This window comes from Xenorhabdus sp. Sc-CR9, from assembly GCF_963897815.1.
Classification (GTDB): Bacteria; Pseudomonadota; Gammaproteobacteria; order Enterobacterales; family Enterobacteriaceae; genus Xenorhabdus.
This window is the reverse complement of the sequence record NZ_CAWQTY010000165.1, coordinates 14,819-37,493: the sequence shown is the minus strand read 5'-3', so window position 1 is coordinate 37,493 and position 22,675 is coordinate 14,819. Positions and strand designations below refer to the sequence as shown.

18 protein-coding genes are annotated in these 22,675 nt (G+C 46.3%); 9 read left to right on the top strand and 9 right to left on the bottom strand.

Annotation, left to right across the window (positions count from 1 at the left end):
- Positions 1-14: 14 nt before the first annotated feature.
- From argH to argC, 4 genes are all read right to left on the bottom strand, one after another.
- Entirely contained in the window at positions 15-1,388 is a 1,374-nt protein-coding gene (argH, locus tag AACQ81_RS08060) for an argininosuccinate lyase (protein WP_237386942.1), read from the bottom strand.
- A gap of 117 nt (positions 1,389-1,505) precedes the next feature.
- Positions 1,506-2,717 carry an argininosuccinate synthase gene (locus tag AACQ81_RS08055; RefSeq protein WP_237386941.1) on the bottom strand — a complete coding sequence of 404 codons (1,212 nt, stop codon included), beginning with the start codon at positions 2,715-2,717 and terminating at the stop codon, positions 1,506-1,508.
- Between the two features lie 17 nt (positions 2,718-2,734).
- Complete coding sequence (argB, locus tag AACQ81_RS08050) at positions 2,735-3,508, bottom strand: acetylglutamate kinase (protein WP_237386940.1); 774 nt, start codon at positions 3,506-3,508, stop codon at positions 2,735-2,737.
- A 57-nt stretch (positions 3,509-3,565) separates the two neighbouring features.
- The gene (argC, locus tag AACQ81_RS08045) at positions 3,566-4,570 is read right to left on the bottom strand and encodes an N-acetyl-gamma-glutamyl-phosphate reductase (RefSeq protein WP_237386939.1); all 1,005 of its coding nucleotides are present in this window, start codon (positions 4,568-4,570) and stop codon (positions 3,566-3,568) included.
- A 115-nt stretch (positions 4,571-4,685) separates the two neighbouring features.
- Here argC and argE point away from each other — a divergent pair, with 115 nt between their 5' ends.
- Positions 4,686-5,843, top strand: coding sequence for an acetylornithine deacetylase (gene argE, locus AACQ81_RS08040; protein WP_237386938.1), 1,158 nt, complete (start codon positions 4,686-4,688; stop codon positions 5,841-5,843).
- 183 nt (positions 5,844-6,026) lie between these two features.
- On the opposite strand, the gene AACQ81_RS08035 is transcribed toward argE, so the two are convergent.
- A complete protein-coding gene (locus AACQ81_RS08035) occupies positions 6,027-6,188 on the bottom strand; it encodes a hypothetical protein (protein ID WP_237386937.1) in 162 nt (53 codons plus the stop codon).
- A 163-nt stretch (positions 6,189-6,351) separates the two neighbouring features.
- On the opposite strand from AACQ81_RS08035, the gene metF reads away from it, so the two are divergent.
- Complete coding sequence (gene metF / locus AACQ81_RS08030) at positions 6,352-7,239, top strand: methylenetetrahydrofolate reductase (protein ID WP_237386936.1); 888 nt, start codon at positions 6,352-6,354, stop codon at positions 7,237-7,239.
- Positions 7,240-7,340: 101 nt separating this feature from the next.
- On the opposite strand, the gene ppc is transcribed toward metF, so the two are convergent.
- The 3 genes from ppc to metB all read right to left on the bottom strand — a co-directional run bounded on the left by ppc (position 7,341) and on the right by metB (position 13,984).
- A complete protein-coding gene (gene ppc / locus AACQ81_RS08025) occupies positions 7,341-9,977 on the bottom strand; it encodes a phosphoenolpyruvate carboxylase (RefSeq protein ID WP_237386935.1) in 2,637 nt (878 codons plus the stop codon).
- A 401-nt stretch (positions 9,978-10,378) separates the two neighbouring features.
- On the bottom strand, positions 10,379-12,814 hold the full coding sequence (locus AACQ81_RS08020; protein ID WP_237386934.1) for a bifunctional aspartate kinase/homoserine dehydrogenase II: 2,436 nt from the start codon (positions 12,812-12,814) through the stop codon (positions 10,379-10,381).
- Positions 12,815-12,823: 9 nt separating this feature from the next.
- On the bottom strand, positions 12,824-13,984 hold the full coding sequence (gene metB / locus AACQ81_RS08015) for a cystathionine gamma-synthase (RefSeq protein ID WP_237386933.1): 1,161 nt from the start codon (positions 13,982-13,984) through the stop codon (positions 12,824-12,826).
- 292 nt (positions 13,985-14,276) lie between these two features.
- Between metB and metJ the strand changes: the two genes are divergently transcribed.
- The gene (metJ, locus tag AACQ81_RS08010) at positions 14,277-14,594 is read left to right on the top strand and encodes a met regulon transcriptional regulator MetJ (protein WP_237386932.1); all 318 of its coding nucleotides are present in this window, start codon (positions 14,277-14,279) and stop codon (positions 14,592-14,594) included.
- Between the two features lie 82 nt (positions 14,595-14,676).
- Here the strand turns inward: metJ and rpmE are convergent, their stop codons facing one another.
- Positions 14,677-14,892: a 50S ribosomal protein L31 gene (rpmE, locus tag AACQ81_RS08005; protein WP_237386931.1), complete on the bottom strand. Its 216-nt coding sequence runs from the start codon at positions 14,890-14,892 to the stop codon at positions 14,677-14,679.
- A gap of 231 nt (positions 14,893-15,123) precedes the next feature.
- Between rpmE and priA the strand changes: the two genes are divergently transcribed.
- From priA to AACQ81_RS07975, 6 genes are all read left to right on the top strand, one after another.
- Entirely contained in the window at positions 15,124-17,322 is a 2,199-nt protein-coding gene (priA, locus tag AACQ81_RS08000) for a primosomal protein N' (protein ID WP_237386930.1), read from the top strand.
- Between the two features lie 335 nt (positions 17,323-17,657).
- The gene (gene cytR, locus AACQ81_RS07995; RefSeq protein WP_237386929.1) at positions 17,658-18,683 is read left to right on the top strand and encodes a DNA-binding transcriptional regulator CytR; all 1,026 of its coding nucleotides are present in this window, start codon (positions 17,658-17,660) and stop codon (positions 18,681-18,683) included.
- Positions 18,684-18,753: 70 nt separating this feature from the next.
- Positions 18,754-19,524, top strand: a complete 771-nt coding sequence (gene ftsN / locus AACQ81_RS07990; RefSeq protein WP_237386928.1) for a cell division protein FtsN — start codon at positions 18,754-18,756, stop codon at positions 19,522-19,524.
- Between the two features lie 139 nt (positions 19,525-19,663).
- A complete protein-coding gene (hslV, locus tag AACQ81_RS07985) occupies positions 19,664-20,194 on the top strand; it encodes an ATP-dependent protease subunit HslV (RefSeq protein ID WP_092553182.1) in 531 nt (176 codons plus the stop codon).
- 11 nt (positions 20,195-20,205) lie between these two features.
- A complete protein-coding gene (gene hslU, locus AACQ81_RS07980) occupies positions 20,206-21,537 on the top strand; it encodes an HslU--HslV peptidase ATPase subunit (protein ID WP_237386927.1) in 1,332 nt (443 codons plus the stop codon).
- Positions 21,538-21,700: 163 nt separating this feature from the next.
- On the top strand, positions 21,701-22,618 hold the full coding sequence (locus AACQ81_RS07975) for a 1,4-dihydroxy-2-naphthoate polyprenyltransferase (protein ID WP_237386926.1): 918 nt from the start codon (positions 21,701-21,703) through the stop codon (positions 22,616-22,618).
- The last annotated feature ends 57 nt before the right edge of the window (positions 22,619-22,675 follow it).

The window sequence follows — 22,675 nt, the reverse complement described above, 5'->3', positions numbered from 1 at the left end:
AATTATTCGTGTTTTTATCTAAATCGCTGCTTCGCCTGAACAATCGCTTGCTTCACTTGTTCATGTGCAACCCCTCCTTTTGCCAGACGCTTATCCAGACAAGATTGCAGTGATAAAACGTCATAAACATCCACAGAAATGGCATCACTGAATTTTTGCAATTCAAGCAGAGAAAACTCTTCCAGCGCCTTACCGTTAGCAATGGCAGCCACTACAGTTTCACCGACGATATGGTGTGCTTCACGAAATGGCACGCCTTTTGCGACCAGATAATCGGCTAATTCAGTCGCATTTGCATACCCTTGCTTTGCCGCCTCTTCACAACGAGCCTGTTTTACTTGAATGCCATCCAACACCAGCGCCGCCATATGCAGGCAATCCAGCCATGTATCCAGTGCATCAAACAAGCCTTCCTTATCTTCCTGCATATCTTTATTGTAAGCGAGGGGAAGCCCTTTCAGCGTCATCATCATCCCCGTCAATGCCCCCTGAACCCGTCCACACTTGCCACGAATAAGCTCCAATGCATCGGGATTTTTCTTTTGTGGCATCAAGGAAGAGCCGGATGTCACTCGATCTGACAATTCAACAAACCCTGCTTCCCCACTGTTGAAGAAAATCAAGTCTTCCGCAAAACGGGAAAGATGAATCATGCTAATACTTGCACCTGACAACAGCTCCAAAACATGGTCGCGATCAGAAACACTGTCCAGACTGTTGCCTGTCGCCGAAGCAAAACCAAGCCATGATGCCAATTGTTCCCTATCGATATCATAAGCAGTTCCAGCCAGCGCACCACATCCCAACGGGCTGACGTCCAACCGTTTCAGTGCATCTTGCAAACGACTTTCATCACGGGCCAACATTTCCACATAAGCAAGACACCAATGAGCAAACGTGATGGGTTGCGCCCGCTGCAAATGGGTATAACCCGGCATTACTGCATCCTGATTATTCTCAGCCGTGCTCACTAACGCCTGTTGCAACTCGACAAGTGCTTTCTGAATATGGGCAATCTGATCTTTGCACCATAATTTCAGATCAGTTGCGACCTGATCGTTACGGCTTCTCCCCGTGTGAAGTTTTTTACCCAAATCTCCCACTTTCCCGATAAGTTGCCCTTCTACCCAACTATGAATATCTTCCGCATCGCTTTGTAAAATGGCCTTGGGGTTGGTTCGCACTTCATCCAATAGCTCGTTCAAAGCCAGTTCCAGCTTTTGTTGCTCTCCTGAAGTTAATACTCCTACCGTAACTAGTGCTTTTGACCATGCTACCGAGCCTACAATATCCTGCTCTGCCAAACGATAATCAAAACGCAGTGAATCGTTGAATTGCTTGAACTGCTGATCGGCTTCCTGACTGAAACGCCCGCCCCAAAGTGCCATAATATCGTTCCTGTTCTATACCCGTCGTCTTTCAAGTTGCTGCTTTGTTGGCCGCGCTGCATCTTGAAATCCATTGGGTATGTCTAATTACTGTTGATTGCCAAGAATTGGTTATCACTATTTTGTGCTGTTCAGCGCACGAATGCGTGAAGAAAGCGAATACAGGCGGATAAAACCTTCGGCATGACTGTGGTCATACACCTCATCTTCACCAAAAGTGGCGAACTCTTCAGAATAGAGGCTATAGGCAGATTTTTTCTGCACAGCTGTCACCTGTCCTTTATACAGTTTCAGAACAACTTCACCGCTGACACTGACAGCCAATGTTTCAGCTGCGGCTTGAATTGACCGACGCAACGGAGCAAACCAGCGTCCATCATAGACAACATAAGACATCTCCAATCCCAACTGCTGACGCCATTTGAAGCTATCGCGATCCAGAACCAACTGTTCAATGCCACGCAACGCTTCCATCATGATGGTTCCCCCCGGTGTTTCATAACAACCACGGGATTTCATGCCCACCAAACGGTTCTCTACAATATCAATCCGGCCAATGCCATGCTTAGCCCCCAACTCATTCAGCGCGTTAAGACACTGATACGGTGAGAATGCCTGACCGTTCACACCAGCCACTTCACCTTTTTCAACTGTCACCGTGACATATTCTGGTTCATTCGGTGCATCTTCGGGTTCTGCTGTCCATACCCAACAATCTTTATTGGCTGCATTCCATGTGCTTTCCAAAACACCACCTTCGGTTGAAATGTGCCATGCGTTTTCATCACGGCTATAGATTTTTTCCAGCGTCGCGGTCGTGGGGATATCACGCACTTTCAGGTAATCCAGCAGTGCCTCACGGGAACGCAAATCCCATTCCCGCCACGGGGCAACCACTTTCAGATGTGGTGCCAGCGCGGTATACGTGCTTTCAAACCGAACCTGATCATTACCTTTACCGGTTGCACCGTGGGCGACAGCATCCGCTCCCACTTTCAGCGCGAGTTCAACCTGAGCCTTGGCAATGATTGGGCGAGCCATTGATGTGCCAAGCAAATAGCTACCTTCATATAACGCACCCGTTTTCAGCACGGGATAAACATACTCTTTGATAAACTCTTCACGCAGATCGACAACGTGACATTCAGAAGCACCGGAACGCAATGCTTTCTGCTCCACACCGTCCAAATCTTCACGACTTTGCCCAACATCAGCAACAAATGCGATGACTTCACAATTACCATAATTCTCTTTCAGCCACGGAATAATGGCGGAAGTATCTAAACCACCTGAATATGCCAGAACGATTTTTTTAATATTTTTAGTCATAGAAGTAACCTTTTTAATTACGCCAGAATTCGTGTGCCAACGGGTATGCCATTAAATAAAGCAACCAACTGCTCTGCATGTCGCCAACTCGCAATATCCACGGGTTGCCCAAGTGTTTTTGCCGCATCCAATGCTGCTTTTACTTTCACTATCATGCCGTCGGTAATAATGTCCTGTTCAATTAACTGTTCGATCCTTTCCGCCGTGGCTTCCGGGATTTTTTGACCTTTTCCATCCAGAATTCCGCTGACATCAGACAAAAAAACCAAATCCGCATTTAACACCTGAGCGATGGCAGTTGCCGCCTGATCGGCGTTCACATTCATTAATTCACCATGTTCGGTGATACCGATTGAGCTGATAATCGGTATATAGCCCACATCCAGCAAAATTTTCAGGAGATCGGGTTTCCCCGGCAGCGCTTTTCCTGTGTGCCCAAACTCTTTATCAAGTTGGGATACCGTCACAACGCCTCCGTCTCCCAGACATAACCCAATAGCAGGTAAACGGAGCTTTGTTGCCCATGCCAACAACTTTTTGTTAGCAGTCCCTGCCAATGTGCCTGCAATAATATCGATTTGATCTTCCGGTGTGACCCGCAAGCCCTGCTTCTTCAAAATCGGCAACTGCAATTTCTGCATCAGCTTATCAACCAAACAACCACCACCATGCACAATAATCAGCTGACGTTTATGAGTTTTTCGGTATAACTGCAACGTAGTAAATAACCGCTCCAGCGCTTCTTCATTGTCTAATAACACACCACCCAACTTGATAACTAACGGAACCATCGGCTTTATCCTCTGTCAGTATTAAATTTGTCGGAATCTTAATTTTTCGGAATGAACTTAAAGCAACGCCTGCGTTTCTTCATACCCAAAACGAATATTCATGCATTGCACCGCCTGTGCTGCTGCACCTTTCAACAAATTATCCTCAGCACCCACGATAATCAGATGTTGCCCCTGAACAGCAAAACCAATATCGCAGAACGGCAAACCAACGACAGCTTTCAACGCGGGGAATCCTTCGCTGTATAAACGAACCAGTGGTTTATCGTGATACGCCTGCTGATAAGCTTCACTAACCTGTTCTTCTGTTACACCGGATTTCAATTTGCAGGTGATTGTGGCCAAAATCCCTCGTGAAAAATTGCCCAAATGAGGTGTAAAGATCACTTCAGTGCCTAAATGCGTTGCAATTTCAGGTTGATGACGATGATTAAAAACACCATAAGGCTGCAAACTCACTTCACAAAAGCTGTTGATGATTGATGCCTTCCGCCCTGCGCCGCTGACACCACTGACCGCATTGATGACAGGCCAATGCCCGGTATCCAGTAAATTTTTTTCAAGCAATGGCTTCAATGAAAGTTGGGAAACAGTGGGATAACATCCGGGAACCGCAATCAATCGTGCTTGCTTGATTTTTTCTGCCTGCCACTCTGCCAGCCCGTACACAGCTTGCGCTAACCATGCGGCATTTTTATGCTCGAACCCGTAGTATTTTTTATAAAACTGTGTATTTTGTACTCGGTAGGCACCTGATAAATCAAACACAATACAGCCCGCTTCCAGAAATAACGGTGCAATGTCATGACTGACTTCATGAGCAGTTGCGAGGAAAACCACATCAATACCTTTCGCTGCTTCAAACACATCAGTCAATGGTTGTAAGGACAAATCAAGGATGCCCTTATATTGCGGATGAAGTTTTGAAAAAGGCTTTCCCGCATCTGAACTTTGAGAAGAAACCATCAAGCCGGAGATGTGGACATGGGAATGACGTTGCAGATATGCTGCTAACTCAGCTCCGGTATAACCACTGGCACCAACTATCAATGTATTCAGCATGGGATTTATTCACCTTATTAGTGTTAACCAACAGTGTTAACCAACGATATAATTGCATTTGTATGCAATTAATCTGCATGAATATTGATACTATTATGAGTAAGGGCTGTCAACAGTGAATATGAAATTACCGGCATTTATTAAGTTATATCATCAGCTCATTGCAGCTCCATCTATCAGCGCAAATGATGCTGAACTAGACCAAAGTAATGAAGTTGTTATCAATCTACTGGCGGAATGGCTAAAAGAGATTGGTTTTTCGATTGAAATTCAACCCGTCCCTGAAACCCGGGGCAAATTCAATCTACTGGCAACATTGGGTAGTGGTTCAGGTGGTTTGCTGCTATGTGGTCATACGGATACCGTCCCTTTTGATGAGGGATGCTGGACACAAGATCCATTCACACTGACAGAGCGCGATGGCAAGTTATATGGTCTCGGCACGGCGGACATGAAGGGCTTTTTTGCCTTTATCATTGATGCAGTACGGGATATTGATGTCAGCAAACTGTCTCATCCCCTTTATATCTTGGCTACTGCTGACGAAGAAACATCAATGGCAGGTGCGCGTTATTTTGCTGCCAATGCCAACATTCGGCCTGATTTCGCTATCATAGGCGAACCCACATCATTACAGCCAATCCACGCCCATAAAGGGCATATGGCCCAAGCAATCCGCATAGAAGGAAAATCAGGGCATTCCAGTGATCCGGCACGGGGCGTCAATGCTATTGATCTGATGCACGAGTCCATCACCCAGCTGATAAAACTACGTAATACTTTGCAGGAGCGTTATCACAATCCGGCTTTCGTCATTCCTTATCCCACCATGAATTTCGGTCATATTCACGGCGGAGATGCCGCAAACCGCATTTGTGCCTGCTGTGAACTGCATATGGATATCCGCCCGCTTCCCGGACTGACCTTACAGGATTTGAACGGATTGCTGAATGACGCACTGGAACCCGTGAAACAGCGCTGGCCGGGACGCCTGAGCGTGACAGAACTTCACCCACCCATTCCGGGTTATGAGTGCCCGACAGACCACAAACTGGTTGGCGTGATTGAAAAATTGTTGGGAACAAAAGCGGATACAGTCAATTACTGTACGGAAGCGCCCTTTATTCAGGAACTGTGCCCGACATTGGTCTTGGGACCGGGGTCGATTGAACAGGCGCATCAGCCCGATGAATTTTTGGACATGGCATTTATTGAACCAACAAGAAAACTGCTTTCACAGCTTGTAGAGCATTTTTGTTTGGATGGTGGTTAACTTTCACTACATATAATAACCTCAGTGAGTACATTGAAGCTTTTCGTTTTGTCTCTATTAAGAGTGGGCCGAAAATGATTGGGACCGTGGTCCCAATCCAGACCGCCTGCCGTAATGCTCGTATTGACGCGACCGCCACTCCGATGATGCTGACCGCTGACGTCCTCCTGGCTGACTTTGCTCTCACCGAGTTCCACCTTGCCCTGTGGGCTGCGGATCGCGCCGCCGATCAGTTGGGGTTGTTTGGCCAACGATTTGCAGCGCCACGCCGTTCTTACCGATAATAGCCGATTGTTCGCCACATTCCCATGTGCCACCCCAAACATGAATTTCTTTCCTGATCACTTTGAATATTCCTCATTGGGAATAAGACATTTCTCGATTGACTAAAAACCCAGCTTCAACCATTCTATTTGGACATCTAAACGGATAGACATATAAACATTTAAGCATCTAAACGTAAGCGGATATCACAAAAAAGATCCGATTGTTCACGAGGGCACAGGGTATGAGTTTTTTCCATGCAAATCAGCGAGAAGCGCTGAATCAGAATCTGGCTGAACTTGAAGGGCAGATTCGAGTTTCCTTTGAATTCTTTCCACCCAGCACTGCTGAGATGGAACAAACCCTGTGGAAATCTATTGATCGCTTAAGCAAGCTGAAACCTAAATTTGTTTCCGTCACCTATGGTGCCAACTCTGGTGAGCGTAATCGTACCCACAGCATCATCAAAGGAATCAAAGAAAAAACTGGCCTTGATGCAGCTCCGCACCTGACTTGCATTGATGCCAACCGTGAAGAACTGCGCACTATTGCCCATGATTATTGGCAAAGTGGCATTCGTCATATCGTGGCATTGCGGGGCGATTTACCTAATAATAGTTGTAGACCAGGAATGTATGGTGCTGATTTAGTTGAGCTATTAAAAGAAGAGGCGGATTTTGATATTTCCGTTGCGGCTTACCCAGAAGTACATCCAGAAGCGAAAAGCGCGCAGTCAGACCTGATTAATTTAAAACATAAAATTGACGCCGGAGCTAATCGCGCCATTACCCAATTCTTTTTTGATGTAGAAAGTTATCTCCGTTTTCGTGATCGCTGTGTCGCAACGGGGATTGATGTAGAAATTGTGCCGGGGATTTTGCCTGTCTCGAACTTTCGTCAACTACAACGATTCGCCACGATGACTAACGTCCGCATCCCAAGCTGGATGACCAGAATGTTTGAAGGATTGGATGACGACCCGGAAAGTCGCAATTTAGTGGGAGCATCTATTGCCATGGATATGGTGAAAATTCTCAGTCGTGAAGGGGTGAAGGATTTTCATTTTTATACCCTGAACCGAGCGGAATTGAGTTACGCCATCTGCCATACACTGGGGGTTCGCCCTGCATAATTGCATTGTTTCGTTGTTGGGAAGTTTCGTTGTTGAAAAATGGAAATAAAAAAGCCGAAAAGTTCCCCATCCGGCTTTTATTATTTCCATAAAATCAAATATTAACCTGTATTGCGCATCCCAGCCGCCACGCCCGCAATTGTTACCATCAGCGCCTGTTCAAGGTGCGGATCAAGGTCTTCCTGTTGACGGGAGCGTTGCAACAATTCCGCCTGTAGTACGTTCAACGGATCGGTATATACATTACGCAACGCAATAGATTCCGCAATCCACGGCAAATCCGCCATCAATTGCTCATCCTGCGAGATTGTCAGCACCGTTTTGATATCCTCTGCAAGCTGGTTGCGCAGTTTAATTCCAAGAGGCCACAATTGCGGCTCTACCAAACGTTGGTCGTAGTATTCCGCCAGCCATAAGTCCGCTTTGGCAAACACCATCTCCAGCATGGCAATGCGGGTATTGAAGAAGGGCCAGTTGTGACACATATCGGTTAATGCCGACAGTTTACCTTCGTCAATCACCTGTTGCAGCGCCGCGCCAGCACCCAGCCATGCCGGTAACATCAGGCGGTTTTGTGTCCATGCGAATATCCACGGGATCGCCCGCAGGCTTTCAACACCGCCCGTAGGACGGCGCTTAGCTGGCCGCGAACCCAACGGCAGTTTTGCCAATTCCTGTTCAGGTGTGGCTGCCCGAAAGTAAGGCACAAACTCGGGTTGCTCACGGACGTAATCTCGATACATATCGCAGGAAACATCCGAGAGAGTTTCCATGATCTGGTGCCATTCTGCTTTTGGTTCCGGTGGTGGCAGCAAGTTTGCTTCCAGAATCGCACTGGCATACAACGCTAGACTACTTATCGTCACCTGCGGTAAGCCAAACTTAAACCGGATCATTTCCCCTTGTTCCGTTACGCGCAATCCCCCCTTCAAACTCCCCGGTGGTTGGGAGAGCAAAGCAGAGTGAGCAGGAGCGCCACCGCGACCAATCGAGCCGCCGCGTCCGTGGAACAGAGTCAGCATGACACCTTCTTCTTCACACACTTTGATCAAGGCATCCTGCGCCCGATATTGCGCCCAGGATGCTGCCATCACGCCCGCATCTTTCGCAGAATCAGAGTAACCAATCATCACCATCTGCTTGCCTTTAATCAGATCACGATACCATGCGATACCCAACAGTTGCCGGATAACCATTTCCGCATTGTTCAAGTCTTCAAGGGTTTCAAACAACGGAGCAACAGGCAATGACAATGAGCTGCCCGCTTCTTTCAGCAATAATTTCACTGCCAGCACATCAGAAGGTACTTTCGCCATGGAAATAACATAAGTGGCGATCGCATCTTGTGGCGATTCCGCGATAACTTTACAGGTTTCAAACACCTCTTGAGTTTCTGGGTTTGGCTGCCAATCACGCGGAGTAAGAGGCCGTTTCGAATTCAATTCGCGCAGTAAAAATGCCTGTTTCTCGGCTTCAGGCCAGCTTGCATAATCTCCCATTCCCAAATATTGCGTCAGTTCCGCAATCGCATCGGTATGACGGGTACTTTCCTGCCGAATGTCAATGCGCACCAGACACAAACCAAAGCAACGAATGCGGCGCAAGGTATCCAACAGTTGCCCATTTGCGATAATTTCCATACCGCAGACTTTCAGCGATTGATAACAGGCATACAATGGCTGCCATAACTGTTCGTTATGTAATAATAAATCTGCCGGTGGCAGAACTTGTTCACCTTTAAGGCGTTTCTCCAGATAAGCCAGCGTGTTATTCAATTGTGACCGCAACTGCTTAGCAATCTCACGATAAGGCTCCAGAACCCGATCACCGCCCACCATTTGGCGTAGTTCAGGCGTACACTCAGACATAGAGAGTTCAGAAACTAAAATTTGAATATCTTTCAGGAATAAGTCTGCCGCTTTCCAACGGCTGAGCAGCAAAACATGACGGGTAATTTCAGCAGTAACATTAGGATTACCATCGCGATCCCCGCCCATCCAAGAAGTGAAACGAACCGGCACCGCTTCTACTGGCAAACTATAACCAATGGATTCTTCCAGTTGTTCATTGAACTCACGCAGAAACGCCGGCACACCTTCCCACAAGCTGTTTTCGACAACAGCAAACCCCCATTTTGCTTCATCAATCGGGGTTGGGCGGATTTTGCGGATTTCATCGGTATGCCATGATTGAGCTATCAACTGGCACAGCCGACGCATGATGTTATTGCGTTCGTAATCCGCCAAATCGTCATGATCAAGTTGAGCCAAACAACCATTAACTTCAACCAATTTGTGAATCAAAGTACGACGGGCAATTTCTGTCGGATGAGCCGTCAGAACCAATTCAATTGCCAGCTCATTAACGGCGTTGGCCAAATCATCGTTGCTGAATTGTTTGTCTTTAAGACGATTGAACAATGCTGCCAACGCTACCGGATTACTCGCAGCTTCACCGTGTGGTGAAATGCTGTGATATTGTTCAGCGACATTGGTCAGATTTAAAAATTGGTTAAAAGCACGGGCAACGGGCAGGAGTTCATCATTGGATAAATTTTCCAGTGTCGATAAAAGCTGCTGACGATGGGCCTCATTACCTGCTCGGGATGATTTGGATAGCTTCCTGATCGTTTCAACTTTATCAAGAATATCTTCTCCCAAAGCCTCTTTGATAGTGTTGCCCAGCAACTTACCGAGCATACTGACATTACTTCGCATTGCGGAATATTGTTGATTCATGTGGTTTCTGGCCTTGTGTTGCTGTATGTCACCCATTTAGCCAGATGATTGGCTCAATCGGCATCTACCCTGTTTCTGTTTAAATATTTCATATTTTGCTATCGGGCATAAGAACAGGTTCTTTTGCTCATCTCTATACCCCGTTTTCGAGCTGCGGTTTTATTGGCTGCATCTTGAAATCTATTTAGGTATAGCACTCTATTCATATCAAAAAATAAACAATTTGGGCGGATTTTATGACATTTGATCAAATTTTATTTTTTAGAAGATAATCCGGTTGATTGCCTTGCTTGTACTCAATAAAAGGAATAGTAAGGCGTTTTTTTAATGAATGGATGTGATACAGGCAGGGATAGTACGTCATATCCCTGCCTCAAAATGGGCCGATAGAAACAGTGGCTCTACAAAAGCTGTGACAGGCGATTTAAATCTGATTGGATAGCTCCCGCAGTAACATCTCGCCCCGCACCAGGGCCACGGATCACCAGCGGGTTATCACGATACCATCGGCTTTCTATTGCAAAAACATTATCTCCCGGCAGTAATGAAGCTAGTGGGTGATCATTACGTACCGCTTCCACACCCACTTTCGCCTTACCGCTGATATCAAAACGTGCGACATAACGCAGTACCATCCCCATCTCCCGTGCCGCTTCCAATCGTTGAAGCATCTGTGCATTGACGGCTGCACTGTTTTCAAAGAATTCTTCAACAGAGCCAATGCGCGCTTCTTCCGGCACCAGTGATTCAACACGGACTTGATCAGGTTCTATCTCATAACCCGCTTCGCGCGCCAGAATAATCAGCTTACGCCTCACATCCTGACCAGAAAGATCAATTCTCGGGTCTGGTTCCGTCAATCCCTGCTGCCACGCTTGTTCTACCAAATCACTGAAAGGCACAGAACCATCAAACTGCAAGAACAACCATGATAATGTTCCGGAAAAAATACCGCTGATAGATAAAATCGTATCACCACTTTCCCGTAAATCTCTGACGGAATAGTTAATCGGCAATCCCGCACCAACTGTAGCATTGTATAACCAATGGCGACCTGTTTTTGCAAAGGCATCGCGGATCGAGCGATACGTATTGCTGTCAGAAGAACCGGCAACTTTATTGGCGCTGATAACGTGAAAACCATAACTGGCAAAATCGATATATTCTTTGGCCAATTCTTCACTTGCTGTGACATCCAGTACGACAAGATCGTCATAAGGATGCGCTCTCATCCATAAAAAAAGTGCATCGTCTTCATGTCCAATTGCCTCATCATCAAAGAATGCTAATGCCCTGCCAGCATCAATCCCCTGATAATTCAGTAAACTTCGGCGGCTATCCACAACGCCTGCCAGAATAAATTCAAAATCACTGCGGGCAGAAAGATTTTTCTGTTCGCGGGCAAACAGTTCTAACCAACGTGAACCAATGTTTCCTTTACCAAAGAGTACCAAACCAATACGCTTTTCTGCTCGAAACAGGCTCTGGTGCAATCCCTGAATCACGTGAGAAGTCTGGCTCAGGCGCAAAACGGCAACAAGGCTGATACCCTCTTCGGCATGCCAAATAAATTCAACAGGTTGATCTTTTAGTTGTTGATAAAAACGGTGGCTATGCAACGGATTCTTGCATACCCCCGCTCCCACCAGTGCGACCAGAGACAATCCTTCACGCAAGGAAAGTCTTCCGGGTAAAGCTGCATCCTGTAAAACATCAAGGGCACTGTTTACCACCTCAGAGGTATAACAAAGTTGGATCAAGTTACAATCTGCATGCAGCCCAGTTGCCAACGGCCGAATCTGAGCACGTTTCAGCAGTGAATCAATATCCTTGTAAATTTGTCTGAAATCATGGGCCGAGGAAACATGCAATTCAATCAGGCAAACATCATCATGGCTAGTAACGATTTTCGCTCCGGTCCCTGTCGCCAGTACTCGTTCAATGCGGGTAGAACCCTGTTCCGGCTGATAACTGCAACGCAGTTGCAGATCAATATCGCTGACAGAGACAGGCTGTAATGTTCGGGTATGAAGTACAGGTGCAGCCAGACGCGCCAATTCGCTGGCTTCATCCAAACGCAGCAATGGCAACAGACATGCATCTTTGACTTTGCGGGGATCCGCGCTGTAAACTCCCGCCACATCACTCCAAATTGTGACTTTTTTAGCTCCAGCCAAAGCACCGACCTGTGTAGCAGAATAATCACTGCCATTACGCCCCAGTAATATTGTTTCACCACTTTGATTGCTGGAAATAAACCCAGTGACAACCAAACGCTTATTAGGATTTTGGATCAATAGCTGGCTAAGAAGAGGCTGAGACAAACTGACATCGACTTGCGGCTGGGCAACGCGTTCTGCCCGCAGAAACTGGCGAGCATCCAGCCAGGCACTGGGAATGCCTTTATGATCAAGTACCGCCGCCATCAAACGTGCAGACCAGATTTCACCGTGGCCGACAACTTCTGCGTATGTGATATCTGTAACGGGTTTATCCAGCAGTGCGCTCAACCTTTCCAGATCAGCGATAAACTTTATGACCAGTTCTTCTGCAACGGCTTCTGGCAACAAACCACGGATCAACTCTTGCTGGTAGCGCCGCAACGATTGTTGTATTTGATGTGCTGATATCCGATCACTCTGGCTCAATTTCAACCAATCTATAAGCTGATTGGTTGTACTGCCTGCCGCCGATACCACCATCAAATCACCCGGCTGGCTATAATTCGCCATAATATCCGCAACCCGCTGATAACATTTCACATCAGCTAAACTGCTGCCGCCAAATTTATGTAACTGGCGGCCAGATTCCGCCCCCGCTGTTGCCAGTGCACTCATGATTAATGATTACCTCGTTGCCGCTGCCTGAAACGCATTATCCAGATCAGTAATTAAATCCTGACTATCTTCAATTCCTACAGAGACACGAAGAAGCAAATCCGTAATCCCTGCCTGAACCCTAGCTTCTGCCGACATCCCCGCGTGTGTCATCGTTGCAGTATGAGAAATCAACGATTCCACGCCTCCGAGAGATTCAGCCAGAGTAAATAATTTTAACGCAGATAAAAAACGACGCATGGTCTGTTCATCACCATCCAGTTCGAAACTCAGCATCGCCCCAAAACCTTTTTGCTGTTTGGCGGCTATTGCATGCCCCGGATGGTTTTTCAACGCCGGATAGTAGAGCTTTTTCACTTGCGTCTGCTGTTGCAAATAATCCGCGATGACAGCCGCATTATTTTGTTGGAGTAACACACGGGCAGACAAAGTACGAATGCCACGCAATAACAGATAACTGTCAAACGCGCCCGCTGTCACACCAATATTGTTGGCCCACCATGCCAAATCTTCCGCAATTGCCAGTTCTTTGGCGATAACTGCCCCGGCAATCAGATCAGAGTGCCCATTCAAATATTTCGTGCAAGAATGAACCACGATGTCAGCCCCTAAATCCAGTGGCTTTTGCAACACTGGACTTAAGAAGGTGTTATCCACAATAGTCAACGCCCCAATCTCATGCGCTAATTTACAAATGTGTTGAATATCAACAATCCGCAGCAATGGATTACTGGGGGTTTCAATCAGTACCAGTTTTGGCTTTTGTGCCAACGCCAGTTTAAGGGCATTCTCATCCGCCTGATCAACAAAAATGACATTGTATGCCCCACGCTTACTCAAGCTATCAAATAAACGGTAACTGCCACCATAACAGTCATGGGGCGCTACTAATAAATCGCCCGGTTTCAGGAATACAGTGCACAACAGGTGGATGGCAGACATGCCGCTGCTCGTCATAACTGCTCCAGCACCACCTTCCAGTTCTGTCAGAACCTGTTGGACAACATCACGCCCCGGATTGCCACGCCGGGAATAATCGTGCGTTCTGGGTTCATTGAAACCAGTAAAATTATAGGTACTGGAAAGATAAATAGGCGGAACCACACAACCATATTGTTCATCAGTATTTAAACCGCTGTGAACCGCAACGGTCGCTTGCTTACATCCCATGAACTTTACCCATCGTCATTATTATTGGTGTCACGCAAGGATAACGACTGGCAAGATAGACGTCAATACATCTAGACATCCAAAATCATTTGCGGTTTAATACGGCAACTCAATGATTACTTTCATGCCTTATATTTCTTCTGGTTATATTTTATGAGTTCGTGCGGCTGGAGCGATATAGTCGATAGTCTAATTATGCTAGACTACCGTATTACCAACATGAAAACAGATCAGAAAAATATATTAACTTCTGATTTTAATTACTTGATTCAAGAACTATTTAAGGTATCTCATGGCTGAGTGGAATGGTGAGTATGTCAGCCCTTATGCTGAACATGGCAAAAAAAGTGAACAGGTCAAAAAAATTACGGTTTCAATCCCATTGAAGGTATTGAAGATCCTGACAGATGAACGTACCCGTCGTCAGGTGAATAATTTGCGTCATGCAACAAATAGCGAATTGCTGTGTGAAGCGTTTCTCCATGCGTTCACTGGACAGCCTCTGCCTGACGATAATGATTTACGCAAAGAACGTCATGATGAAATCCCTGAAGCAGCGAAAGTTATGATGCGTGAACTCGGCATTGATCCTGAAACATGGGAATATTGATAACAAAAACGCCCAATGCAAAACATTGGGCGTTTTTGTTTCAACTATCCTGCCTGTATTGATTACAAGCAGAGAAAAGTCATTACTTCTTAGCACCTGGAACGCTGAAACGTTTGTTAAAGCGATCAACACGACCACCAGTCGCAACATCACGCTGCTTACCGGTGTAGAACGGGTGGCATGCACCACAAACGTCCAGGTTCAGGCTGTGACCTACGGTAGATTTGATTTTCATAATATTACCGCAAGAGCAAGACGCAGTAACTTCTTCGTATTTAGGATGAATACCTTTTTTCATGGGGGAAACCTCTGTGTAAGGCCGTGTCGCTATCCAGCCGTGTTGCCGCCAGACACCACACGTCGTGTTGATAAAAAAAATAAGTATCGGTAATTTCTATACCAAAGGCGGCGGATCATACAGAATATCGGTTTATTGCGCAATGAAATCCGCCGCTTTGCTATGATACCCTTACCATTATAATTTTTTCGCCACGTTTTATCTGGTCATTAATCATTCGGAAATCGCCTTATGACAGTTGTTCAGGTTGTGTTGCCTGTCCCCCTAGCCCGCGCTTTTGATTATTTGTTACCCACAGGGGTACCGTTGCCAGCTATCGGTGTCCGTGTCCTCGTGCCTTTTGGCAAGCGTAATGCCATTGGTGTTGTCATTGCTATCGCAGACAGCAGCGAATTTCCTCCTGAACAACTAAAGTCAATTTTTTCTGTCCTCGATACAGAGCCACTTTTTCCTGACGATCTCTGGCAATTGCTCCTATGGGCTGCCAGCTATTATCACTATCCTCTGGGAGAAGTTTTGTTTCATGCCATGCCTGTTTTGCTACGTCAGGGGAAAAATGCAGAATTTGCTCCACTTTGGCAGTGGCAGGTGACCGAAGCAGGCCGGGAGCTACCTATTGAACAACTCAAACGTTCTGCCAAACAGCAGCAGGCTCTGGCCACTTTGCGCCAAAATCCTATTTATCGCCACCAAGTTTCTGAGTTGGAATTAAGTGAAAGCGCATTACAATCACTGAAAAAGAAAGCACTGATAGATCTGCACCCAATACAACCAGAAGCAGAAAACTGGCATGCATATTTTGAAATTATCGGAGAGCGGTTAAAGCTCAATACAGAACAGGCTACTGCAGTAGGTGCTATCCGTGCAGAAGATAAAACTTTTTCTCCGTGGCTGCTTGCGGGTATCACTGGATCAGGAAAAACTGAAGTCTATCTCAGTGTGCTGGAAAATATTCTTGAACAGGGCAAACAAGCGCTGATTCTGGTACCCGAAATAGGACTAACCCCACAAACTATCCGTCGGTTCCGAGAGCGTTTCAATGCACCTGTTGATGTTCTGCACTCAGCTTTAAATGACAGTGAACGTCTGGCGGTTTGGCTGCGGGCGAAACGGGGGGAAAACGCTATCGTCATCGGGACGCGCTCTGCTTTGTTCACCCCCTTTTATCACCTGGGGGTTATCATCATTGATGAAGAACATGATAGCTCTTACAAACAACAAGAAGGCTGGCGCTATCACGCTCGTGATCTGGCTGTATTCCTTGCCAAAAAAGAGAATATCCCAATTATTATGGGCACAGCCACACCCGCACTGGAGACGTTATACAATGTTCAACAGAACAAATATCGTCAACTGACACTAACCAAGCGGGCAGGCCATGCCCAACCTGCAACCCAGCATTTGCTTGATTTGAAAGGATTGCCACTCACCGTTGGTTTATCACAACCGCTTATCAACCGCCTCCGCGAACACCTCAAGGCTGATAATCAGGTCATTCTGTTCCTGAACCGTCGTGGTTATTCTCCCGCCTTGCTCTGCCATGAATGCGGCTGGATAGCAGAATGCCGACGCTGTGAACACTATTACACCCTGCACCAAAACCACCGTCACTTGCGTTGCCATCATTGTGACAGCCAACGCGCGATCCCGCGTCAATGCCCGCAATGCGGCTCCACTAACTTAATTCCGGTCGGTCTGGGTACTGAACAACTGGAAGATGGCATAACAAAACTGTTCCCCAATATTCCAGTCACCCGCATCGACCGTGATACCACCAGCCGTAAAGGTGCGCTGGAACAGCAACTTGCTGAAGTACACCAAGGCGGAGCACGAATTTTGATTGGCACCCAAATGCTGGCAAAAGGTCATCATTTCCCTGACGTTACACTCGTTGCTTTGCTTGATGTTGATGGTGCCCTGTTTTCTGCCGATTTTCGGGCAGCAGAACGGTTCGCCCAACTCTATACCCAAGTCTCCGGTCGGGCAGGACGGGCCGGAAAACGGGGAGAAGTTGTCCTTCAAACCCACCATCCTGAGCATCCGCTTTTACAAGTAATGCTGGAAAAAGGCTATGATGCCTTTGCCCAACAAGCAATGGAAGAACGGCAACAAGTCCATCTGCCACCTTTTTCCAGCCACATCTTGCTTCGTTCAGAAGATCATGACAATCAGCAAGCGTCCGCATTTTTACAGCACATGCGCCAACTGTTTGAACATCACCCACAGCGTGATGACTATTTGTGGATCATGGGACCAGTACCGGCATTACAAGCCAAGCGAAGCGGTCGTTACCGCTGGCAATTGATGATTCAACACCCTTCGCGCATTTTCCTCCAGAAAATGATGTCGGCTATCTATCCGCAAATCACCACTCTGCCACAAGCTCGCAAAGTGAAATGGAACATTGATGTTGATCCCATTGAAGGTTGATAACAGAAAACCGTGACTCAATAACAGAAATAGAAAATTGCGCATCGTCGCAAAGCGACAAAATTGGACAGAACATTTTTGGAAAAATAGAGACAATTATTTCCTTGATTTGCGAAGTATCTCTAAGAAATGATTCATATCACACTTTTTATGTAAACAAAGTAACGGATTGGTCTATTAATCAGTTTAAAATGAAATTATTAATATGACTGTAGAAAACAATCCGCCAGTACTTCCTGCTCAGCACTCAAAAATGTCTGCTCAGGGATGTCTGGCGTTTTTTTAGCAGCCGGAGAGCAATCGTTTAGCTGCCTGTAGAAAGTGAGGAGTGGACTATGGAAAAAAAGAATTGCGCGTTGGCAACCATGAAAGATGTTGCCAAAGTAGCTGGTGTTTCTACCGCAACTGTATCAAGAACTCTTATGAATCCTGACAAGGTTTCTGCCCGTACCCGCCAAAAAGTCGAGAATGCCGTATTAGAAGTCGGTTACTATCCCCACAATCTTGCCAAGAACTTACGGCGCAATGAATCCAGAGCGATTTTGGTTATCGTACCGAATATCAGTGATCCTTTTTTTAACGAAGTTATTCGCGGCATTGAAGAAACCGCAGCAGAGCATGGTTATTTGGTACTGATTGGCGATTGCAAACATCAGCAACAGCAAGAGCACGCCTTTATCAACCTTCTGATTACAAAACGCATTGATGGTATGGTGCTGCTGGGTTCAAATATTCCTTTCGATGTTTCCAAAGAAGAACAAAAAAACCTGCCGCCCATGGTCATGGCCAATGAATTCTCACCAGACCTGGAACTGCCGACGGTCCATATTGACAACCTGACAGCCGCTTTCAATGCCACCCATCATTTGCAAAAACTGGGACACAAACGCATTGCCTGTATTACAGGGCCTGACACCATGCCATTGTGCCACTATCGACTGCAAGGCTATATTCAGGCATTGCGGCGCACAGGTGAAGACATTCGCGAAGAATATATCGTCTGTGGGGATTTTACCCACGAAAGCGGCGCTACCTTAGCGGAAAATCTGCTGACTTTGCCAACGCCACCAAGCGCTATTTTCTGTCATAGTGATGTCATGGCAATGGGTGCAATGTGGCAAGCTAAAAAAATGGGATTAAAATTACCGGAGGATCTTTCTGTTGTTGGTTTTGATAATTTAAAACTAGCTCAATATTGCGAACCGGCTTTAACCACAGTAGCGCAGCCTCGTTATGAAATTGGGCACCACTCCATGCTTTTATTGCTGGAACAACTTCAGGGGCGCCTGGTTTCCAAAGGTTCAAGATTATTGGATGCCGAATTGACCATTCGTGAGAGTACTTGTTCGCCTAAAAGCTAGGCAAATAATCACAGGTTAAGTAACATTAGTTATCCATTCCTTAATTTTAAATAACTCAGTGAATTAAACAGTGGCACAACGAGATTATGTAAGTCGCGGGCGTACCAATCCCCGTCAGAAAAGTACTGGTAAGAAAAAAAATCAGTCTCAAGGATTACCCAAAACTACATTAGCCGTTGCTGTGGCCTTGGTGGTCGTCTTTATTGGTGGTCTTTATTTCATCGTACAGAACAAGAAAGAAAGTGTGCAAAATGAGCCACAACCTTCTCACCAAACCAAAGGTCATGGCCTGCCACCAAAACCAGAAGAGCGCTGGAGTTATATCAAAGAATTAGAAAATAGGCCTGTTAATGAGACTTCAATACAAGATCCTGCTGTGCTCTTGAACCGACCGTTAAATCAAGCAACTCAACTTACGGCAGAACAGAAGCAGTTACTTGAGCAAATACAGACAGACATGCGTCAGCCGCCTATTTCATTGAAAGAAGTGCCTTATAACAGTGAACCCATCCCACGCTCACATGTAATAATTAATCCTCCTGCACAAGAAAATACCCAAAAGCAGCCAGAACAATCTGTGCAATCTTCACCAGAGCAAAAACCGGCATCAAATGGGTCCAAGTTGATGCTACAATGCGGCTCTTTCAGAGCGATGGGACAGGCTGAATCCGTCCGCGCCAGCCTTGCATTTGCAGGCATTGAAAGCCAGATTACCACCAAAGACAATTGGCACCGCGTTGTACTGGGTCCTTACAAAAACAAGGGTGACGCTGAAAAAATGCGCAATCGTGTTGCAGATGCAGGTGTATCCGGCTGTATTCTCCGCCCTGCTGGGGGTTGAAAAATCAGAAAATTCCCCCATCTTACATAGCTAATAACCTACATACGGTGCTTTTCTCAGCAAAATTACAGGCAATTGCGGGAACACAGGCCAATGTTCCGTGTGTACCATATTTTATTTTGTAACCAGGGGCTAACTCGTGACTACAATCGTAAGTGTTCGCCGTAATGGCAAAGTCGTCATCGGTGGTGATGGACAAGCAACAATGGGTCATACCGTTATGAAAGGCAATGTCCGCAAAGTGCGTCGCCTTTACAATGACAAAGTCATCGCGGGTTTTGCCGGCGGTACTGCTGATGCTTTCACGCTATTCGAATTATTTGAACGAAAACTGGAAATGCATCAAGGACACCTGACCAAAGCGGCCGTTGAACTTGCCAAAGACTGGCGAACCGATCGCATGCTACGCAAGCTGGAAGCCCTGCTTGCAGTCGCAGATGAAAATGCTTCTTTGATTATTACAGGTAACGGTGACGTGATTCAGCCAGAGAATGATCTGATCGCCATTGGTTCCGGTGGTTCATATGCACAGGCTGCGGCTAGGGCAATGCTGGAAACAACCGACCTCGGTGCCAGGGAAATCACAGAACGCGCCCTGACCATTGCTGGCGATATCTGCATTTACACTAACCATAATCATAACTTCGAAGAACTACCTTCAAAAGCGTAAGGATAGATAGTATGTCTGAAATGACTCCACGCGAAATTGTCAGCGAACTTAACAATCATATCATTGGTCAAGATAAAGCGAAACGTGCTGTTGCTATTGCCCTGCGTAACCGCTGGCGCCGTATGCAGTTAGATGAAAACCTGCGTCATGAAGTCACTCCGAAAAATATTTTGATGATTGGACCAACTGGTGTCGGTAAAACCGAAATCGCCCGTCGTCTGGCAAAGCTGGCTAATGCCCCTTTCATCAAGGTCGAAGCAACTAAATTTACTGAAGTCGGTTATGTCGGTAAAGAAGTCGATTCCATTATCCGTGATCTGACTGATGCCGCAGTGAAAATGGTACGCCTGCAATCTATTGAGAAAAACCGCTATCGTGCCGAAGAACTCGCGGAAGAACGCATTCTGGATGTTCTGCTGCCACCAGCAAAAAATAACTGGGGACAAACTGAATCTCAATCTGAGCCGTCTTCGACTCGTCAGACATTTCGCAAAAAACTGCGTGAAGGCAAGTTAGACGACAAAGAAATCGAAATCGAAGTTTCAGCCGCTCCGGTTGGCGTTGAAATCATGGCCCCCCCGGGCATGGAAGAGATGACTAACCAGTTGCAGTCCATGTTCCAGAATATGGCAGGCCAGCGTCAAAAAAGCCGCAAGATGAAAATCAAAGACGCATTCAAGCTGCTGGTTGAAGAAGAAGCCGCAAAACTGGTTAATCCTGAAGAATTGAAACAACAGGCCATTGATTCAGTTGAACAGCACGGTATCGTCTTTATTGATGAGATCGATAAAATCTGTAAACGTGGTCAAACTTCCGGCCCAGATGTTTCCCGTGAAGGCGTCCAGCGTGATCTCCTGCCATTGGTAGAAGGCTGCACAGTTTCCACTAAACATGGCATGGTCAAAACCGATCATATTCTGTTTATCGCATCCGGTGCGTTCCAGGTTTCCAGCCCTTCTGATCTGATCCCAGAACTTCAGGGACGTTTACCAATCCGCGTCGAGCTGCAAGCACTCACAACTGAAGATTTCGAACGTATTCTAACTGAGCCTAACGCGTCCCTGACTGAACAGTACAAAGCGCTGATGGCAACCGAAGGCATGAATATCGACTTCACTGCTGATGGTATCCGTAAAATTGCAGAAGCAGCATGGCAAGTGAACGAAACCACCGAAAACATTGGTGCCCGTCGTCTGCATACCGTGCTTGAACGCATGATGGAAGATATCTCTTTTGATGCCAGTGAACGCCATGGCCAATCAGTTGAAATCAATGCTGACTACGTTAAAGATCACTTGGATGAGCTGGTTGCCAATGAAGATTTGAGCCGGTTTATTTTGTAATCGGTAATAATCCTAATTCGCCAAACTTATTCACGTAAACGTGACTGAGTGCGAACATAGCGCAAAGAAATAGTAAATGGGAGGCTAAAAGCCTCCCATTACTCTATTTTCGATGGTATAAAATTTGTCATACACCAACCAAATAGTGATAAACAGTGACTATATGAGTTCAACAACGTCTACCAGTCAGATACAGGCATGGTTAGAGAGCTTACGCCCCAAAACGCTCCCACTGGCTGTAGCTGCTGTCATAACAGGCTCAGCCCTTGCTTCATGGACGGGACATTTTAAATGGCCGGTGGCGTTGCTCGCTTTATTAACCGCTGCAATGCTGCAAATTCTTTCCAACCTCGCCAATGATTATGGGGATGTCACCAAAGGCAGTGATACAGACAAACGTATTGGCCCGATGCGCGGGATGCAAAAAGGCCTTATCACAGCAAAACAGATGAAAAATGCATTGAAGCTCACTGTGCTGCTCTCCTGTCTTTCTGGCATAGCACTAATCATCGTCGCCGGTAATAGCCCAAGCGATATTATTGGTTTCTTGTTACTGGGATTACTGGCGATTGCGGCAGCCATCACTTATACGGTGGGAACCAGACCTTATGGCTATATGGGGCTGGGCGATATTTCTGTCCTGATCTTCTTTGGCTGGCTGAGTGTCATTGGTACTTATTATCTACAGGCGAACTCTTTTTCCCCGAGCACAATCCTGCCTGCAACTGCCTGTGGTTTGCTCTCCGTGGCAGTACTGAATATTAATAACTTACGTGATATCGAAACTGACCACCAAAACGGAAAAAATACATTGGCTGTGAGATTGGGGGGGAAAAAGGCCCGTTATTACCACGCAACCCTGTTAATAAGCGCTGTTATCTGCCTTATTTCCTTTACTCTGCTGTACTCACATAGTTGGGTCAACTGGCTGTTTTTACTCACTTTTCCTTTGTTATTTAAACATATATTACAAGTACTGCGCGATCCAACACCAGAAGGCATGCGTCCTAAGTTAGTACAAATGGTCAAAGTGGCATTATTGACCAATGTGCTGTTTTCCATTGGATTAGTGCTTAATTAAGCGAGTAAGTATCAATTTTATAACTAAGCTTTAAGATTGATGATTTTGCCAACGTTG

Excerpts from the sequence above, each read along its gene's own strand:
- argB (WP_237386940.1), bottom strand. The coding sequence starts at position 3,508 with ATGGTTCCGTTAGTTATCAAGTTGGGTGGTGTGTTATTAGACAATGAA.
- ppc (WP_237386935.1), bottom strand. The coding sequence starts at position 9,977 with ATGAATCAACAATATTCCGCAATGCGAAGTAATGTCAGTATGCTCGGT.
- rpmE (WP_237386931.1), bottom strand. The coding sequence starts at position 14,892 with ATGAAAAAAGGTATTCATCCTAAATACGAAGAAGTTACTGCGTCTTGC.
- AACQ81_RS08055 (WP_237386941.1), bottom strand. The coding sequence starts at position 2,717 with ATGACTAAAAATATTAAAAAAATCGTTCTGGCATATTCAGGTGGTTTA.
- metB (WP_237386933.1), bottom strand. The coding sequence starts at position 13,984 with ATGGGATGTAAGCAAGCGACCGTTGCGGTTCACAGCGGTTTAAATACT.
- argC (WP_237386939.1), bottom strand. The coding sequence starts at position 4,570 with ATGCTGAATACATTGATAGTTGGTGCCAGTGGTTATACCGGAGCTGAG.
- AACQ81_RS07975 (WP_237386926.1), top strand. The coding sequence starts at position 21,701 with ATGAGTTCAACAACGTCTACCAGTCAGATACAGGCATGGTTAGAGAGC.
- cytR (WP_237386929.1), top strand. The coding sequence starts at position 17,658 with ATGGAAAAAAAGAATTGCGCGTTGGCAACCATGAAAGATGTTGCCAAA.
- hslU (WP_237386927.1), top strand. The coding sequence starts at position 20,206 with ATGTCTGAAATGACTCCACGCGAAATTGTCAGCGAACTTAACAATCAT.
- priA (WP_237386930.1), top strand. The coding sequence starts at position 15,124 with ATGACAGTTGTTCAGGTTGTGTTGCCTGTCCCCCTAGCCCGCGCTTTT.
- metF (WP_237386936.1), top strand. The coding sequence starts at position 6,352 with ATGAGTTTTTTCCATGCAAATCAGCGAGAAGCGCTGAATCAGAATCTG.
- AACQ81_RS08020 (WP_237386934.1), bottom strand. The coding sequence starts at position 12,814 with ATGAGTGCACTGGCAACAGCGGGGGCGGAATCTGGCCGCCAGTTACAT.
- argH (WP_237386942.1), bottom strand. The coding sequence starts at position 1,388 with ATGGCACTTTGGGGCGGGCGTTTCAGTCAGGAAGCCGATCAGCAGTTC.
- metJ (WP_237386932.1), top strand. The coding sequence starts at position 14,277 with ATGGCTGAGTGGAATGGTGAGTATGTCAGCCCTTATGCTGAACATGGC.